The organism is Streptomyces sp. NPDC048516, from assembly GCF_043199875.1.
Taxonomy (GTDB): domain Bacteria; phylum Actinomycetota; class Actinomycetes; order Streptomycetales; family Streptomycetaceae; genus Streptomyces.
This window is the reverse complement of sequence record NZ_JBICWS010000024.1, coordinates 43,790-60,740: the sequence shown is the minus strand read 5'-3', so window position 1 is coordinate 60,740 and position 16,951 is coordinate 43,790. Positions and strand designations below refer to the sequence as shown.

The 16,951-nt window shown below is 69.3% G+C and carries 10 protein-coding genes and 4 tRNA genes; 5 read left to right on the top strand and 9 right to left on the bottom strand.

Annotation, left to right across the window (positions count from 1 at the left end):
• Nucleotides 1–59: 59 nt before the first annotated feature.
• The 7 genes from ACGFR7_RS32705 to ACGFR7_RS32675 all read right to left on the bottom strand — a co-directional run bounded on the left by ACGFR7_RS32705 (nt 60) and on the right by ACGFR7_RS32675 (nt 8,962).
• On the bottom strand, nt 60–1,205 hold the full coding sequence (locus ACGFR7_RS32705; RefSeq protein ID WP_393326208.1) for a PP2C family protein-serine/threonine phosphatase: 1,146 nt from the start codon (nt 1,203–1,205) through the stop codon (nt 60–62).
• Nucleotides 1,206–1,600: 395 nt separating this feature from the next.
• Complete coding sequence (locus ACGFR7_RS32700) at nt 1,601–2,080, bottom strand: hypothetical protein (protein ID WP_393326206.1); 480 nt, start codon at nt 2,078–2,080, stop codon at nt 1,601–1,603.
• Between the two features lie 110 nt (nt 2,081–2,190).
• Nucleotides 2,191–3,888 (bottom strand): alpha/beta hydrolase, encoded by a 1,698-nt coding sequence (locus tag ACGFR7_RS32695; protein WP_393326203.1) that lies wholly within the window; start codon nt 3,886–3,888, stop codon nt 2,191–2,193.
• A 1,131-nt stretch (nt 3,889–5,019) separates the two neighbouring features.
• Nucleotides 5,020–5,092: transfer RNA gene (locus tag ACGFR7_RS32690), tRNA-Lys, on the bottom strand.
• A gap of 204 nt (nt 5,093–5,296) precedes the next feature.
• Nucleotides 5,297–7,480 (bottom strand): DEAD/DEAH box helicase, encoded by a 2,184-nt coding sequence (locus tag ACGFR7_RS32685; protein ID WP_393326201.1) that lies wholly within the window; start codon nt 7,478–7,480, stop codon nt 5,297–5,299.
• Between the two features lie 324 nt (nt 7,481–7,804).
• Nucleotides 7,805–8,347 carry a hypothetical protein gene (locus ACGFR7_RS32680; RefSeq protein ID WP_393326199.1) on the bottom strand — a complete coding sequence of 181 codons (543 nt, stop codon included), beginning with the start codon at nt 8,345–8,347 and terminating at the stop codon, nt 7,805–7,807.
• Between the two features lie 264 nt (nt 8,348–8,611).
• Nucleotides 8,612–8,962 carry a metallopeptidase family protein gene (locus tag ACGFR7_RS32675; RefSeq protein ID WP_311625801.1) on the bottom strand — a complete coding sequence of 117 codons (351 nt, stop codon included), beginning with the start codon at nt 8,960–8,962 and terminating at the stop codon, nt 8,612–8,614.
• 121 nt (nt 8,963–9,083) lie between these two features.
• Between ACGFR7_RS32675 and ACGFR7_RS32670 the strand changes: the two genes are divergently transcribed.
• The 4 genes from ACGFR7_RS32670 (at nt 9,084) to ACGFR7_RS32655 (ending at nt 11,185) form a co-directional block, all read left to right on the top strand.
• The gene (locus tag ACGFR7_RS32670; protein ID WP_393326196.1) at nt 9,084–10,829 is read left to right on the top strand and encodes a metallophosphoesterase; all 1,746 of its coding nucleotides are present in this window, start codon (nt 9,084–9,086) and stop codon (nt 10,827–10,829) included.
• Nucleotides 10,830–10,911: 82 nt separating this feature from the next.
• Nucleotides 10,912–10,984: transfer RNA gene (locus ACGFR7_RS32665), tRNA-Glu, on the top strand.
• A 48-nt stretch (nt 10,985–11,032) separates the two neighbouring features.
• A tRNA-Asp gene (locus tag ACGFR7_RS32660) sits at nt 11,033–11,107 on the top strand.
• 4 nt (nt 11,108–11,111) lie between these two features.
• Nucleotides 11,112–11,185 (top strand) — tRNA-Phe (locus tag ACGFR7_RS32655).
• 92 nt (nt 11,186–11,277) lie between these two features.
• Here the strand turns inward: ACGFR7_RS32655 and ACGFR7_RS32650 are convergent.
• Nucleotides 11,278–11,517, bottom strand: coding sequence for a hypothetical protein (locus ACGFR7_RS32650; RefSeq protein ID WP_393326194.1), 240 nt, complete (start codon nt 11,515–11,517; stop codon nt 11,278–11,280).
• A gap of 66 nt (nt 11,518–11,583) precedes the next feature.
• The gene (locus ACGFR7_RS32645; protein WP_393326191.1) at nt 11,584–12,675 is read right to left on the bottom strand and encodes an ABC transporter permease; all 1,092 of its coding nucleotides are present in this window, start codon (nt 12,673–12,675) and stop codon (nt 11,584–11,586) included.
• A gap of 135 nt (nt 12,676–12,810) precedes the next feature.
• On the opposite strand from ACGFR7_RS32645, the gene hrpA reads away from it, so the two are divergent.
• Nucleotides 12,811–16,944 carry an ATP-dependent RNA helicase HrpA gene (hrpA, locus tag ACGFR7_RS32640; protein WP_393326188.1) on the top strand — a complete coding sequence of 1,378 codons (4,134 nt, stop codon included), beginning with the start codon at nt 12,811–12,813 and terminating at the stop codon, nt 16,942–16,944.
• The last annotated feature ends 7 nt before the right edge of the window (nt 16,945–16,951 follow it).

The window sequence follows — 16,951 nt, the reverse complement described above, 5'->3', positions numbered from 1 at the left end:
CCTCCCCGCACCCGCACTACGTCCTCCCTGCACCCGCACTACGTCCTTCCCCGCCCTCCCTACGCCCGCATCGGCCGCTGCACCGCCAACAAGGCCATATCGTCGGCCGGCGCGCCGCCCGTATGCCGTGCGACGTCCTCGACGAGGGTGTCCAGGAGGGCGTCAGGACCCCGGAAACGACGGCCGCGCAGTCTGCTCGCCGGCTGGTAGAAGCGGCCCAGCAGGTCCCTGGCCTCGGTCACCCCGTCGGTGAAGAACAGCAGCAGGGCGCCGGCCGGGAAGAACGTCTCGTCCGACCGGTCCGGCCAGCTCGCCACCTCGCTCATGCCCAGCGGCAGCGCCGGCACCGCGGGCACCAGCTCACGCAGCCCGCCGTCCAGGGTGAGCAGCAGCGGGGACGGATGGCCCCGGTTGAGCACGCGCAGCACGGACTGCCCATTGGCGGGGATTTCGGCGAGGACGGCAGTGGTGAACCCCTCGAACTCGTCGAGCCCCGCGCGCCGTCCGCCCTCGCGTTGCAGCGCCCGCTCCAGCCGGCCCGCCACCGCCTCCAGCGTCGTCTCCTGCTCCGCCGCCTCGCGGAAGGCGCCGATGACGATCACCGCGGCTTCCACGGCCTCCAGCCCCTTGCCCCGTACGTCGCCGACGATCAGCCGTACGCCGTGCGGGGTGTCCTGCACCGCATAGAGGTCGCCGCCGATCCGGGCATCCGCCCGCGCCCCCACGTAGCGGGCGGCGACGCCGAGGCCGGCGAGCCGTTCGGGGGGCGTGGGCAGTACGGCGCGCTGGGCGGCCTCCGAGATGTCCCGTACGGAGGCCAGGTGGGCATCGCTCCGTTGGACGAACCGGTTGAGCCCGAGGGCCAGTAGCGCGACCACGAAGACCATGGCACTCTCCGCCCCGGCCTCCTGGTAGTCCTCAAGGGCCCCGCGATAGGTGACGGCCCAGACCTCGCCGAGCACGGCGGCCAGGGACGTGAAGGCGGTAGTGCGCAGCGAGGAGAGCGACGCGGCGATCAGCGGGGCGGCGCAGAAGAAGGGAGCGGCGGTGTAGCCGGCCGGCGTGACGACACCGACGGCGAGGCCCCCGGCGATCAGGAGAGCGGGAAGCAGGCGCACCAGGCGACGGCCGGACAGCGACGGCCGCCGGCCGCGGCGCACCCGCCGCCCCCCGTCGTCCCTGGGACGTACTTCATCCTGGAGCATCCGCACCGGCCTCTTCCCACTCCCGCCCGTCCGTACGAGCACCGTGGTGGCGGCCGCGTCGACCTCCCCAGCGTTTCCGCCACGGCGCCGGTCCGCGAGTCATCGGGGGCCGGACGGGTCACGGCGCCGCCGTACCCCTCACAAAATCGCCCCCCTGAGCGCCACTTGAGCGCCTTCGGCGCCCACACGAAAGGCCCACACGAAAGGCCCGGACCGCATACGGTCCAGGCCCTCGGGGCACTGGTCAGCACCGGGTAGCGCGGATATCTGCCGATGGTGGAGCCGCAGCACCGGGCGGCTGGTGAAGAGTGCTGGACGGGTGAACGCAACCAGAGACAGACGGGGCTCGTGGGCCGTCAATCCGCCCTGGCACTCGCCTTTCCGGCCCCTCCAGATCAGTGAGACCAGAAGGGGTCGTGCACGTCAGGCATGATATTTGGATCACCATCGGAATCGGGCGGGAACTTATCGCCCTCCTTGAGGGTTCCGCTGAATCCGGGATCTTCGACGCTTGGGCTGGCGGCGTCGAAGTACACATTTCCGGGCCGCCCCACCGAGAAACGTATGGAGAAACCGTCGGATGTCAATCCGACGAAGCTCGGAACCTTAGGGTTGATATTCGTGATCTTGTATCCGGAAGCCTTCCAGTGGCGTTCAATTACTCCCATCAGGCCACCCAGCCGCTTCTTGGATACTTTGGTCCGAAGGTATCGCGTCTTGGATACGGTCGCCTTACCGTTGGGCTGATTGGAGACGGAGTCATTGACCTGAAGGACCTCGGTGTCTCCGTCGCGCCACTTGAGGGCTGGCTTGACGGATGCGAAGGTGCTGTCAAGGAGCTCGTTTAACCGTCGACTTGCCTGCGAGGTATCCATGGTGGGGGGCGGTTCCTTTCTTGATGGGAGGCTGCTCCCACTGCTGCACGCCGATATGACCAAGAGAGCTACCACTCCCGTGGCGAACCTGATCGACCGGAGTGGTCCCGTCATCGTTGCGCCTCTCCCGTAACGGCGTCGTACCTGCCCGTCGCGATATAACCGATGTTGTCCAGCGAGGCCCCGCCCTTCTGGCGGTCGAAATAATTGGAGTGGGAATCGGCGCTTCCCATTTCACCGTCGGCAACGCTGAAACGACGCCCTCCGAAGTCCTCGCTGGCCGGGTCCTGCCCGAACCAGAGTTCGTGCGGGTCAGCGAGGTGCATAATTGCGCCCGCTACGGGGTTAATGACCAGACCGCCTACCTCCTCCTTGGACGGCGCATGGGTGATCGGGTCGTTCTTTGCTGATCCTACCCACACATGTTCGGCTCCGACTCCTAACTGGTCAGCTTTCTGCGCCCCGGTGCCGGGACTACCGACGAGGACAACGTCATCGGCAGGAAGGCCACCTTCGCGCTGCGCCGCCTGGCCAACCGTGAATGAGCCGTAGCTGTGACCAATAGCCGTGACGTGTGGACGATTTCCCTCGTGAGTGGAATGGATGCCATTGAGGAAATGATCAAAATCCGCGCCACCACGCTTTCCACGCTCTTCACCCGCCACAGCGAAATTGCTGAGATCTGCGCTCGCGCCGGCTTGAGGTGCGTCGTAGCCGAGCCAGACGATTGAAGCGGTCTTCTGCGTGGGGTCAGCTTTGTGTGCGGACTGCCAGACATTCATTGCACGTTGGCCGTCACCTCCCCCCACATCCTCCATTCCTGTGTTCAGTCCAGGCACATACGCAGCAACGTTGTCTGCCGTGTCCGGGTTTCCGTAGGAGAGGATGGCTCTACCCTGCCCTTCATCTCCAATCCCCAGCAAGAAAGGCTGTGGACGCTTTCCATCGCCACTTTCAACCCGATTTCGGATCGATACGAATCCGTTCATCCGCTCTTGCTCGTCATCCGACAGCGGCGCTCTCGACTGATAGCTGACGATCAGCCGGTCGAGATTCTCACGGTTCGCTTTGTCTCTGATTGTTGCGGGGATGCCGTCGAGATTGCCGATAAGATCGGGGTGTAGCGCCTGCTGCTCCTCCCGCTCTTCGTCACTTAGGCCATTCCACCATTTATTAACGTCCTTGGGGTCCGCACCTTTTATGGGTGCGGAGTCCAATCCTAAAGCGTCCCCGGCTACCTTGGATACGCTCTTCGCGTCCCGCGCGGCATCGGCCGCATCAATCTTCAATCCACGGTTGACCCGTAACTTCGCCAGCAATTCGCGGTAGCGTGAATCAGTCTCGGTGGCCGCCTTGAGGGTGGCCGCTATGCCCTCTTCAATCTCTCTCCTGTGCTGCTCTTGCGGGGCCACCGGGTCCTCAGGTGCCGTTACAGGGATGTCACCCTCGTCTGCGTAATCGACCTTTCCTTTATCGCTGACCTGTAATCGGCGATCAGCTGCCTCATCCAGCCAAGATCTCAGATTCTTCTGGTGCCCTTTCAGCTCCGTGATCACACCATCCAAGGCCGCTCGAATGAGTGAGCACTCTTGGTGTCCGTATTGAAAATTAGAGCTGAGGGTATCTAATCTCACCTGAGCGATCTGGGCGTCTAACCCCACCCAGTCCTGTTCCAGGGGTCTGATTACGTAGCAGTTCATTCGATCGCGATATCCACCGAGCCTGGAAGCCATCTCACCCCACTCCCCCTTTGCCCTCTCCAGAACCTCGAATCGAAAATCGTCGAGCTCTCGTAACGCAATCACCATGAATCATCCAAAGGGGTTGTTTTCTTTACCGCTAAGGGGACCCTTCGCGGTAGGTCCAGCAACTGGGGACTTCCCTGTCGTCCTGAATGATGAGGAAACTTTTTCCTCATTTTTTTCGTGATTTTCTGCTGTCGCCCTGAGTATTTGCGAAACTTTTGCACATTCTCCTCCAACATCACCAAGGCGCCCATGCCAAGAGTCGTGTACGCGCATGAGCTCTTTGGCGAACGCGAAACCCTCCGTCTGCCAGTCGACGCCCCTGTGTTCGGAGTCGAGCTGATTGACAGCCGTACCGAGCCCGGAATGCATCTCGTCGGTATGAGTCGCAGCCTTCCGCAGCGATTCCGGCTTTACTTGCGAATCGAACATCCCCATCTTCAGCCCCCACGTACGCCACCTTGTGTACCCGCCGTGGAAGCGTTGCCGTCGCGCGTCCGTGCCGCGGAGCAACTAGCAGGCGAGCGTGCCGACTTGAGGGTAGCTGTCCAGTTCTGCCGGCGCGTGAGTACGGGTACCCAGATCAGGGTTCATTCGCGCACTCGTGCCCGACGGCGGCATGTGACGCTTGAGTCGGCCCGTATGCCTCGTCCGACAGGCCAGGTTGATGCCGATGGCGTTGGGTGGTCGGAGCAGGGCCGGCGCAGGACGCGAGGTGGGCGGCGCTCGGCTCCCCGCAGCGGAACTGGTGCCGTCCAGGACGGTCATGAAGGGTGGCACGCCTTGCCCGCCCACGCCGAGGTCTACGCCACGCTGTGCGGCCACCTGGGGCCGTCGTGCACCTCGACCCGAGGCGCCCTACCCCGCGCGCCGTGACACCTCGGCCCTTGAGCGCATCACCGCACTCACCGAGGAACCCGACCAGTCCCTGCGGACCGCGGAAGTGCCATCGGCAGGCACCAGGGCCTCGGCTCCGCGGCTTCCTGGTACCGGACCAGCACAGGAGGCGAAGGCCAACAGGACGGACAGGGCAGCCCTCTGCGCCGTCCCTCCGAGTGAATGCCCTTATAGGGCACCATCCGCCCGCCTCTCGGGCCGGCAGCGGCCCAGCAGGCCCCGCTTCAAGGCCCCCGAGACAGACAGCGGCCCCGCCGCCTGGATGCATCGTTCCAGGCGGCGGGGCCTTCACCGTTGTGGGCCATCAGGGGCTCGAACCCTGAACCAATGGATTAAAAGTCCACTGCTCTGCCAATTGAGCTAATGGCCCGCACCGAGCAGCATAGCCCGAGGTTGTGCCGCAGCCCGAAGGCATTAGGGATCGGGCTGCCCGGCGGGGTGCCGCGGGGCCCGTCGGCGAGCCGGGCGGGGTGCCCCGCTCGCCCCTCAACACGCAGGGCCCGTACGGCACTTGAGTGCGTACGGGCCCTGCGGTTCAGCGGGTGTGATCAGTGGGCGTGATCAGCGAGTGTGATCAGCCGTTGCGCTTCCAGCGCGGCTTGTCGTCACGGCGACCGCCGGAGCCGGTCGTGGCGCCACGGTGGTCGTCACGGCGGCCGTACGGACGGTCGCCGCCGGAGCGGTGGCCACCGGAGGACGGACGGCCGCCGGAGCGGTCGTCACGGTTGAACGGACGGTCGCCGCCACCGGAGCGGTAGCCACCGGAGGACGGACGGCCGCCGGAGCGGTCGTCACGGTTGAACGGACGGCTCGGACGGTCGCCGCGGTCGCGGTTGAAGCCACCGCCGGAGCGGTCGTCACGGCGGTCGCGGTCGAAGGACCGGCCACCGGAACGGTCGTCACGACGGTCGCGGTTGAAACCGCCACCCGAGCGGTCGTCACGGCGGTCGCGGTCGAAGGACCGGCCACCGGAACGGTCATCGCGGCGGTCGCGGTTGAAGCCACCGCCCGAACGGTCGTCACGACGGTCGCGGTTGAAACCGCCACCCGAACGGTCGTCACGACGGTCGCGGTCGAAGGACCGGCCACCGGAACGGTCGTCACGACGGTCGCGGTTGAAGCCACCGCCCGAACGGTCATCGCGACGGTCGCGGTCGAAGGACCGGCCACCCGAGCGGTCGTCACGACGGTCACGGCGCTCGAAGTTGCCCCGGTCGTCGCGGCGCTCGTCCGACGCTCCGGCCTGCGCCGGTACGGCGGCCTCGGCGGCGGCCTCGGCCTCGGCGGTGACGGCCGCGGCGGCAAGCGCCTCGGCCGGGTCCTCGCCCCGCTCACGGGCGGCGCGGGCGGTCAGCCGGTCGGCCTCCTCGCGCAGCTCGGTGGCGCGGCGCTGCAGACGCTCCAGCTCGCGGGTGACCTCGGCCACCTCGCGCTCGGCCTGCTTGGCGGAGTTGTTGGCACCGTCGGCCTGGACCTCGGTGAGCGAGCGCGCACCGGTGATCCGGGCGACGTCCTCGTCGAAGGCACCGGAGCCGCCGACGATGTGGCGCGAGGCGTCCACGCCCGCGTCCTCCATCAGGCGGAAGATCTGCCGGCGCTGGTGCGGCAGCGACAGCGAGACGACGGTGCCGGACTGGCCGGCGCGGGCGGTACGGCCCGAGCGGTGCAGGTAGTCCTTGTGGTCACCGGCCGGGTCGACGTTCAGGACCAGGTCGATGCCGTCGACGTGGATACCGCGGGCGGCGACGTCGGTGGCGACCAGCGCGTTGACGTAGCCGTCCTTGAAGTCCGCGAGCACCCGGGTGCGGGCGCCCTGCGTCATGCCGCCGTGCAGCGCGTCGGCCTTCACGCCGGACTCGACGAGCTGCTCGGCGATGCGGTCGGCGCCCAGCTGGGTGCGGACGAAGATGATGGTGCGGCCCTTGCGGGCGGCGATGGCGGCGGTGACCGGCGCCTTGTCCTTCGGCTTCACGACCAGGACGTGGTGGGTCATGGTGGTGACGTTGCCCTGGGCGCTGTCGACCTCGTGGGTGACCGGGTTGGTCAGGTAACGCTTGACCAGGGTGCCGATCTCGTTCTCCATGGTGGCGGAGAAGAGCATCCGCTGGCCGCCGCCGGGGATCTGGTCGAGCAGCTCGGTGACCTCGGGCAGGAAGCCCAGGTCGGACATCTGGTCGGCCTCGTCGAGGACCGCGACCTGGACGTTCTCCAGGGAGCAGGCGCCACGGTTGATGATGTCGCGCAGCCGGCCCGGGGTGGCGACGAGGACGTCGACGCCGCGCTCCAGGGCGTAGATCTGGTTGCCCATGGACGTACCGCCGCAGACGACCTTCATCTTCAGGCCGAGCACGTCGCCGTACGGCTGGAGCGCGTCCGCGACCTGCATCGCGAGCTCACGGGTCGGGGTGAGGATGATCGCGCGGGGCTTCTTCTTCTCGGTGTTGCCGCCGGCGAGCTGGGCCAGGGTCGGCAGACCGAAGGAGAGGGTCTTGCCGGAGCCGGTGCGGCCGCGGCCGAGGATGTCCTTGCCGGCCAGCGCGTCCGGGATGGTCGCGGCCTGGATCGGGAAGGGGGTGGTGACGCCGTTCTGCGCGAGCTTGCGGACGACGCCCTCGGGCAGTCCGAGGTCGGCGAAGGTGACGGTGTCGGTGGCGGCTTCGGCCGCGTCGGTCTCGGGCGCCTCGTCGGCCGCCGTCACCTCGGGAACCGTCTGCTCGTCGAGTGCGGGCATGACGGACTGCTCAGTGGAAATGGACATGCGAAATGCGAAACCTTCCGGAGTCTCGGCACGCGCCCAAACTCCGTGTGTTTCACACGACCGCCTCTATGCGGTCAGCCACGGCAAGGGAGAGAACGCGCCACGCGGCGCGCTTCTGTTCTGGCGCCGGGCAAATGGGATCAAACGATCTACCACCATACGCACTCCGCCCCCCGGATGGCAAATGACCTTCCGGCCCCTGCCGTCCGCCCCCTGACGCCCCCGCCCGCACAAGGCTGCGCTCCCCGGCGGCACCCCTCATCCCCGGCCGATACGCGCCTTCCGCCCCCTACACACCTTCCGCCCCTCCGCCCCTTTTCCCTCCTACGCCTCTTCCCCGTACGGATCCGGCTGCGACTGCGACGGAGACAACGGCGAGACGGGAGACGGTCCGGACGCCTGGGAGCTCGGCGGCGGCGGAGCACTGCTGGGCGGCGGGGTCGGCTGCGCGGTGGGGGCACCGGGCGGCGGCGAGGCCGGCGGGGTGGGGCGGTCGGGGCGGGACGGCGTGGGCTTCGGGTGTCCGGGGCGCCCGCCCTGGCCGTCGGAGCCGCCGTGGACACCGCCCGCCCCCGGCTCGGGCCCCGACGGCTGCACGGGCTGGGACGGCTCACCGGGCCCGGACGGCGTCGGTTTCGCGCTCCCCGGCTTCTTCTTCGCCTTGTCGTCCTCGCCGGCCGGGCGCCCGGCGCCGTGGTGGCCCATCCGCCGCGGCCCGCCGCCACGGCCGTCCACGGTCACCCCGCCGGGGCCGGGCAGCCCGCCCTCCCCGTCGTGCCGCGCGGTACTGCCGGACGGTCTCGGTTTTTCCGGATCGCTCACGCTCATACAGCCGGCCAGCGACGCGGCCAGCGCGGAGACGGCCACGGCCGCGGCGACGGCACGGGAGTGCCTGCGGCGCGCCGGCGGACGCGACGAGGGGGCAGGGGTGGCGGACGGCGACGGGGACGGTGTCGGCGTCAGGGACGAATGGCAGGGGCTCGGGCGCACGGCGGGACCTCCGGATCCGGAGCGCAGGGACAGCGGCACGGACTCCCTGCCCAACTCCCGCTCCCCACCCGAGGACACGCACCCGGCCCGGCCGATCGCGCCGACCGCCGCGGACCGGGCCCGGGGATCTCCCCGGCCGTACTAGCCGTAGCCGAGCGCGTGCAGCCGCTCGTCGTCGATTCCGAAGTGGTGCGCGACCTCGTGAACGACCGTCACCTCGGTCTCCGCGACCACGTCCTCGCGTGTGTCGCACATCCGCAGCGTCGGCCCCCGGTAGACGGTGATCCGGTCCGGCAGCACACCCGCGTACCACTCCCCGCGGTCGGTCAGCGGCGTCCCCTCGTACAGCCCGAGCAACTCGGGATCGCCGGCCGGGGGCTCGTCCTCGACGAAGACCGCCACGTTGTCCATCAGCCGGGTCAGCTCCGGCGGAATCCGGTCCAGCGCCTCGGCGACCAGTTCCTCGAACTCCTCGCGCGTCATTTCCAGCACACCACCATTCTCCGCCACCCGGACCCACCACCGATCGTCGCGTCCCGCCCGCCACTCCGCACCCCAACCGGAAGCCGCTGCTCCCCGCATAGCGGTGCCACCGGCCGGGCATACGGGACCAATGGCCCGCGCCGCGCGCTCCCGGACTCCGCACCCCGACTCCCCGCGCAACCCGCCGCACCGGCTGCTGTTCTCCTGGCTCCACGGCGTACCCGCACTGCCCGCAGCCGTCCGCCGCGCCTACCGCTCCCGCCGTACGGCACCGGCTGCCCCCGCCCTCGGCCCGTCGCGCTCCTTAGCCCACCCGGCCTCCGCCGCCCTGCCCGGTGCCGCCCCGCGCCGCCCCCTGCGCTCCGCCCTCGGCCTGATATCCGTGACCGTCCTCGGTGCCTGGCTGGGGCTGGTCCTGATCGGCGGCGTCCACGCCCCCGTCGGCCCGATGGACACCAGCATGGCGCTGCGCCCCTCGCTGACCGGCGGCACCAGGATCAATGTCCCGCCGCTCGGCGACCTGGAACTGAGCAGCCACTACGCACCCGTATCGCTCGATGTCGACGTCGACCGGCTGGACCCGGTCCGCTCCCAGGCGCTGGTCGACCACCCCGAGCGGTTCGCCGGCCTGCAGGACGAGGTCACCCATGACGTCACCCGCGGCGCCCTGGGGCTGGCGCTGCACTCCGCCCTCGCCGTGGCGTCCGGCGCGACCGCGCTGAGCCTGGCCGTCCACCGCCGCCCGCGCCGCGCGCTGGCCGCCGGAGGTCTGGCGCTCGCCCTGCTCGCCGCCTCCGCCGGCACCGCGTACGCCACCTGGAACCCCCGGTCCGTACTGGAGCCGAAGTTCTCCGGACTGCTCTCCTCGGCCCCCTCCGTGGTCGGCAACGCCCGCAACATCGTCAGCGAATTCAACGTCTACCAGAAGGAGTTGGCGCGCCTGGTGACCAATGTGACCAAGCTCTACGACGCCACCTCGACGCTGCCGGTCTACCAGCCCGACCCCACCACCATCCGGGTGCTGCACGTCTCCGACATCCATCTCAACCCCGGCAGCTGGCGGATCATCGCCTCCCTGGTGAAGCAGTACCGGATCAACGTGATCATCGATACCGGCGACACCATGGACCACGGCTCGGCCGCCGAGAACCACTTCCTGGACCCGGTCTCCGCCCTCGGCGCCCCGTACGTCTGGGTGCGCGGCAACCACGACTCGCGCGGCACGCAGAAGTACCTGACCGGCCGCACCCACGTCACCGTCCTCGACCGCGGCAGGGCCGTCCGGGTCGCCGGCCTGCGTCTCGCGGGCGTCGGCGACCCGCAGTTCACCCCGGACCGCTCCGTGGTGGCGGCCGGCGAGCCCGCCGAGCGCACCGCCGGCGGCAGGCTCGCCGACTCGCTGCGCACCCAGCGGCTGGCCGGCACCCCCGTCGACATCGCACTGGCCCACAACCCCACCGCCGTGACCGAGGCGGACGGCCTGGCCCCGCTGGCGCTGGCCGGCCACCTCCACCACCGCGAGATCACCACGCTCCCCCAGGGCACCCGGCTGATGGTCGAGGGCTCCACGGGCGGCGGCGGGCTGCGCGCTGTGCAGAACAAGAAGCCCGCGCCGGTCGAGGCGTCGGTGCTCTATCTGGAGCGGACGACGAAACGGCTGCAGGCGTGGGACGAGATCACCCTCGGCGGGCTGGGCCTGTCGCGGGCCGAGGTCAGCCGCCACCTCCCCCGCGAGAACCAACCCGGCGCCACGCCCTCGCCGTCCGGCTCCCCGCACCCGCCTCACTCGTCCGGACCCTCTTCCGGACTCTCTTCCGGACCCTCTTCCGGCCCGCTTCCGCGCCCGGCCAGGAGCCCTTCCGGCGGCCCCCGGTAAACCGTTTTGGCGAACGGTCCTCCCATCCCATATGCTTCTCACGTCCCCGACGGCGCCGGTAACGACGCCAAGGTGGCCACCAGCCCTCATCGTCTAGTGGCCCAGGACGCCGCCCTTTCAAGGCGGTAGCACGGGTTCGAATCCCGTTGGGGGCACGCATCACCGTGTGCGAGACTGGTTCACGCCGCTTTCGCACAATGCAAGGTCCTGTGGAGCAGTTTGGAGTGCTCGCCACCCTGTCAAGGTGGAGGCCGCGGGTTCAAATCCCGTCAGGACCGCTGCGGCTGGGTAGCTCAGTTGGTACGAGCGATCGCCTGAAAAGCGATAGGTCGCCGGTTCGACCCCGGCCCCAGCCACACCCATTGGGAGAAGGCCCCGATTCCTGGAATCGGGGCCTTTTCCGTGTGCGGTCGTTGCCGTGGCCGTTCCGACCGGTGCCGATGACGCCTTATGCCCGGTCGGCGGCCGCTTTCTCCGGGGCCCCGTCGCGCTCGCTCTTCGGCTGCGAGAAAAACAGCCAGGCGCCACCGCTCACCGCCCCCGTCGCCGTCGAGCCCACTGCCATCCGCACCAGCCGCCACCAGCCGTCCTCCCCGGCCGGCGGCGCGCCGAAGACCAGCCAGGCGGCAATTCCGAAACCGGCGGCCATCACTGCGATACCCGCCGTCCGTCGTAATCCGTTGTCCATGCCGTCATCCTCACAGGTGCGCGAACGCCGCGTAACCTCTTTTTCCGCCCAACGGCCCCCGCCACCTCACGCGTCCGCGACGGGCGCCACCGCCTCCTCGCGGCCACCCGGGTGGCGGTGCCGCCAGATCCAGAACACCGTGCACGAGAGCACCGACCAGCCGGCCAGCACCAGAAAGGGGAAGGCGTGCTGGTGGCCGCCGAAGTAGACGGCGGTGTGCTGGGCGTTGACCGAGCCGCCCGGCGGCAGCCAGCGGCCGACGAGTCCGAGGGCGGACGGCAGCAGCGGCCAGGAGACCGCACCGCCCGAGGAGGGGTTGCCCAGCAGCACCATCAGTCCCCAGGTGGGGATCATCGCCCAGCGCCCCATGAGGGTGTTGAACATCGTGAAGACCATGCCGGACGTGAACATCGTCAGCGCCAGGATCAGCCAGGACTCCACGAACGGCAGCCGCAGCGCGCCCAGCCACCAGTCGACCACCGCCGCGATGCAAAAGCCCCCCAGCAGCGCATAGACCGCGGTGCAAGCGATCCGCTCGGCCGGCTCCAGGCCGCGGGCGTGCACGCTGAGCTGGATGGCGCCGACGAAGCCGATGATCACCGCGGCCAGCGAGATGTAGAACAGCGCCAGACCGCGCGGATCGCCCTTCTGCAGCGGCTTGATGTCCCGGATCCGGACGTCCACGCCGATCTCCCTGCCGACCTTCGCGCCCGACTGGGTCAGCAGCTGCGCCACCGTGGCCCCCGAGGCACCGGAGACGTCCAGCTCCACGCCCCGGCCGCGGGCGCGCAGGATCGCGAACTCCTGCTGCTCGTCGACGGCCCGCCGGGCCCGGCCGTACGTGCGGTACCCGGTCAGCACGAGCGAAGCGTTCAGCGCCTTCTCCATCCCCTGGGTGAAGGCCTTCACCGGTGGGGTGTCGGGAGAGCCGACCACGGCGGTCGGGACGGACCGCGGGGTCGGGTTGGCCATGGCGTACGTGTACGAGCCGGCGAACAGGCCGGCCGCCGCGGCGACGATGAAGACCAGCACGGCCGCGGGGAAGTAGGGCGACTTCTTGAAGGCCGCCCACTTCTCCGCGCCCGTCCGCGGCCTGCCGTGCGCGCCGTGCGGAGCGGACGCCCCGGGCGGGCCGGAATCGCCGCGATGATCAGCCATAGGGACACGCTAAGGCAGCGACACGGGGCATACCCGGGCAGATGCCCCGTATGCGGCGGCCCGGGGGCCCGTGATCCGGCCGTACGGGCAAATGGTTCGCCAGTCGATTACGTGAGGTGAGATCCTGGGGGACGTATGTCCAGTCAGCCTGCCTCCGCCCTGCCCGACGGCGCTGCCTCCACCCCGCCCGGCACCCCCGCTCCCACCCTGACCGCTCTGCTGGAGCGGCTGCCCGAGCTGATGCTGCGCGACCAGCAGCGGCTGGGACGCCGGCTCGACGGCGCGCGCCGGATCCGTAAGCCCGAGGCCCGGGCCGCCGTGCTCGCCGAGATCTCCGCCGGCCTCGACGAGGCGGAGCTGCGGGTCGCCCAGCGGCAGGCCGCGGTGCCCGGGATCACCTATCCGGAAGAGCTGCCGGTCAGCCAGAAGAAGGACGAGATCCTCGCCGCGATCCGCGACCACCAGGTCGTGATCGTCGCCGGTGAGACCGGCTCCGGCAAGACGACGCAGATCCCCAAGATCTGTCTGGAGCTCGGCCGCGGCATCCGGGGCCTGATCGGGCACACCCAGCCCCGCCGGATCGCGGCCCGTACGGTCGCCGAGCGGGTGGCCGAGGAGCTGAAGACCCCGCTGGGCGAGGCGGTCGGCTGGAAGGTCCGCTTCACCGACCAGGTCAGCGGCGACACCCTCGTCAAGCTGATGACGGACGGCATTCTGCTGGCCGAGATCCAGACGGACCGCGAGCTGCGCCAGTACGACACGATCATCATCGACGAGGCACACGAGCGCAGCCTCAACATCGACTTCATCCTCGGTTACCTGGCACAGCTGCTGCCCCGGCGCCCGGACCTGAAGGTCGTGATCACGTCCGCGACCATCGACCCCGAACGGTTCGCGCGGCACTTCGGCGCCTTCGCCGCCGTGGACGCGAGGGACGGCCGGGAGGCCTCGGAGCCGTCCGGCCCCACCGGCGACGACGAGGCGAAGCCGAGCGCGCCCGTCGTGGAGGTCTCCGGCCGGACGTATCCGGTGGAGGTGCGCTACCGCCCGCTGCTGGAGGAAGGCGGCCAGGCCGCGAACAACCCGGAGGGCGACCGCGACCAGATCACCGCGATCTGCGACGCCGTGGACGAGCTGCAGGCCGAGGGCCCCGGCGACATCCTGGTCTTCCTCTCCGGTGAGCGGGAGATCCGCGACACCGCGGACGCACTCAACAAGAAGGCCCTGCCGTTCACCGAGGTCCTTCCGCTCTACGCCCGCCTGTCGCACGCCGAGCAGCACCGCGTCTTCCAGCGGCACACGGGCAGACGGATCGTGCTGGCCACGAACGTCGCCGAGACCTCGCTGACCGTCCCGGGCATCCGGTACGTCATCGACCCGGGCATGGCACGTATCTCCCGCTACAGCTACCGCACCAAGGTCCAGCGGCTGCCCATCGAGCCGGTCTCGCAGGCCAGCGCCAACCAGCGCAAGGGCCGCTGCGGCCGTACCAGCGACGGCATCTGCATCCGTCTCTACTCCGAGGACGACTTCCTCTCCCGTCCCGAGTTCACGGACGCGGAGATCCTGCGGACGAACCTCGCCTCCGTCATCCTGCAGATGACCGCGGCCGGCCTCGGCGACATCGAGAAGTTCCCGTTCATCGACCCGCCGGACCGCCGCAACATCAAGGACGGCGTCGATCTGCTGCGCGAGCTCGGGGCGCTCGACACCGAGCAGAAGCCCTCCCGGTCGGGACAGAAGGGGCAGCGGCTGACCCCGCTCGGCCGCAAGCTCTCCCAGCTGCCGGTCGACCCGCGGCTGGCGCGGATGGTGCTGGAGGCGGACCGCAACGGCTGCGTCCGCGAGGTCATGGTCATCGCGGCGGCGCTGTCCATTCAGGACCCGCGCGAGCGGCCCGCCGACAAACAGCAGCAGGCCGACCAGCAGCACGCCCGCTTCAAGGACGAGACCTCCGACTTCCTGGCCTTCCTCAACCTGTGGCGGTACATCCGCGAGCGGCAAAAGGAGCTGTCCTCCTCGGCGTTCCGCCGGATGTGCCGCAGCGAATTCCTGAATTACCTGCGGATACGTGAGTGGCAGGACATCTACTCCCAGCTGCGTTCGGTCGCCAAGACCATGGGCGTCCACCTCAGCGAGGAGGACGCGGCGCCGGACCATATCCACACCTCCCTGCTTTCCGGTCTGCTCTCGCATATCGGCCTCAAGGACACGGAGGCCAAGAACGAGTACCTGGGCGCCCGCAGCGCCAAGTTCGCGGTGTTCCCCGGCTCCGCGCTCTTCAAGAAGCCCCCGCGCTGGGTGATGTCGGCCGAGCTGGTCGAGACGTCGCGCCTGTGGGCGCGGGTGAATGCGAAGATCGAGCCGGAGTGGATCGAACCGCTCGCCCAGCATCTGGTGAAGCGCACGTACAGCGAGCCGCACTGGGAACAGAAGATGGCCGCGGTGATGGCCTACGAGCGGGTGACGCTCTACGGCGTCCCGATCGTCGCCCAGCGCAAGATCGCCTACGGCCGGATCGACCCGGAGACCTCGCGGGATCTGTTCATCCGCAACGCCCTGGTCGAGGGCGACTGGCGCACCCATCATCAGTTCTTCCATGACAACCGCAAACTTCTCGGCGAGGTCGAGGAGTTGGAGCACCGCGCCCGGCGCCGCGACATCCTCGTGGACGACGAAACCCTCTTCGACTTCTACGACCAGCGGATTCCGGCCGATGTGGTCTCCGGTGCGCATTTCGACGCCTGGTGGAAGAAGCAGCACCGCGAAGAGCCGGAGCTGCTGAACTTCGAGCACTCGATGCTCATCAATGAATCCGCCGAGGCCGTCACCAAGGACGACTACCCGGATTCCTGGCGGCAGGGAAAGCTGAAGTTCAAGGTCACCTACCAGTTCGAGCCGGGCGCGGACGCGGACGGCGTGACCGTCCACATCCCCCTCCAGGTCCTCAACCAGGTCTCCTCCGAGGGCTTCGACTGGCAGATCCCGGGCCTGCGCGAGCAGTTGGTGACCGAGCTGATCCGGTCGCTTCCCAAGCCGATCCGCCGTAACTACGTCCCGGCGCCGAACTTCGCCGCCCGCTTCCTGGACTCCACGGTCCCCCTGCAGGGCGCCCTGACGACCTCGCTGGCCGCGGGGCTGCAGCGGATGGTGGGCGTGCCCGTCGACGCCGCGGACTTCGATCCGGACAAGATCCCCGATCACCTCAAGATCACCTTCCGGGTGGTCGACGAGCGCCGTCGCAAGCTCGCCGAGGACAAGGACCTGGAGGCGCTGCGGCTGAAGCTCAAGCCGAAGACCAGGGCGGCCATCTCCAAGGCCTTCGAGCAGGCCGCCGAGCGCCCCGCCGGGGACCGCAAGGGCGGCGCGGGCGACGGGCAGGCGCCGGCCGGCCCGGAGCAGCGCACAGGACTGACCTCCTGGACGATCGGCACCCTGCCGCGCACCTTCGAGACCCGGCGCGGGGGCCAGCCGCTGAAGGCCTACCCGGCGCTGGTCGACGAGGGCAGCAGCGTCGCGGTCCGCCTCTTCGACACCGAGGCCGAACAGCTCACGGCCATGTGGGCGGGCACCCGCCGGCTCATCCTGCTGGGCATCCCCTCCTCCCCGGCCAAGTTCGCCCAGGGCAAGCTGAGCAATCAGCAGAAGCTGGCGCTGTCCCGCAATCCGCACGGCTCGATCGGGGCGCTCTTCGACGACTGTGTCACCGCCGCGGCCGACCGGCTGATCGCGGCCCGGGGCGGCCCGGCGTGGGACGAGGAATCCTTCCGCAAGCTCTTCGACGCGGTCCGCGCCGACCTGGTGGACGTCACGCTCAAGACCATCCAGCAGGTCCAGGAGGTGCTGGCCGCCTGGCAGGCGTGCGAGCGCCGGCTGAAGGACACGTCGTTCCCCTCCCTGCTCCCGTCGCTCACGGACGTCAAGGAGCAGCTGGCGGCGCTGATCAAGCCGGGCTTCGTCACGGCGCACGGCGCCAAGCGGCTGCCGGACCTGATGCGCTACCTGGTGGCCGCCGACCGCCGGCTGCAGCAGCTGCCCACCCACGCCGAGCGGGACCGCACCCGGATGGCGAAGGTGAAGGAGATGCAGGACGAATACGCCTGGCTGCTGGAGCAGTTCCCGCAGGGCCGCCCGGTGCCCGCCACGGCCCGGGAGATCCGCTGGATGATCGAGGAGCTTCGGGTGAGCTACTTCGCCCATGCTCTGGGCACCGCGTACCCGGTCTCCGACAAGCGGATCGTGAAGGCGGTGGACGCCGCCGCGCCGTAGGCGGGGC

What these genes read in the sequence shown, in the direction of transcription:
- ACGFR7_RS32705 (WP_393326208.1), bottom strand. Translation starts at nt 1,205, where the DNA reads ATGCTCCAGGATGAAGTACGTCCCAGGGACGACGGGGGGCGGCGGGTG.
- ACGFR7_RS32700 (WP_393326206.1), bottom strand. Translation starts at nt 2,080, where the DNA reads ATGGATACCTCGCAGGCAAGTCGACGGTTAAACGAGCTCCTTGACAGC.
- ACGFR7_RS32695 (WP_393326203.1), bottom strand. Translation starts at nt 3,888, where the DNA reads ATGGTGATTGCGTTACGAGAGCTCGACGATTTTCGATTCGAGGTTCTG.
- ACGFR7_RS32685 (WP_393326201.1), bottom strand. Translation starts at nt 7,480, where the DNA reads ATGTCCATTTCCACTGAGCAGTCCGTCATGCCCGCACTCGACGAGCAG.
- ACGFR7_RS32670 (WP_393326196.1), top strand. Translation starts at nt 9,084, where the DNA reads ATGGCCCGCGCCGCGCGCTCCCGGACTCCGCACCCCGACTCCCCGCGC.
- ACGFR7_RS32650 (WP_393326194.1), bottom strand. Translation starts at nt 11,517, where the DNA reads ATGGACAACGGATTACGACGGACGGCGGGTATCGCAGTGATGGCCGCC.
- ACGFR7_RS32645 (WP_393326191.1), bottom strand. Translation starts at nt 12,675, where the DNA reads ATGGCTGATCATCGCGGCGATTCCGGCCCGCCCGGGGCGTCCGCTCCG.
- hrpA (WP_393326188.1), top strand. Translation starts at nt 12,811, where the DNA reads ATGTCCAGTCAGCCTGCCTCCGCCCTGCCCGACGGCGCTGCCTCCACC.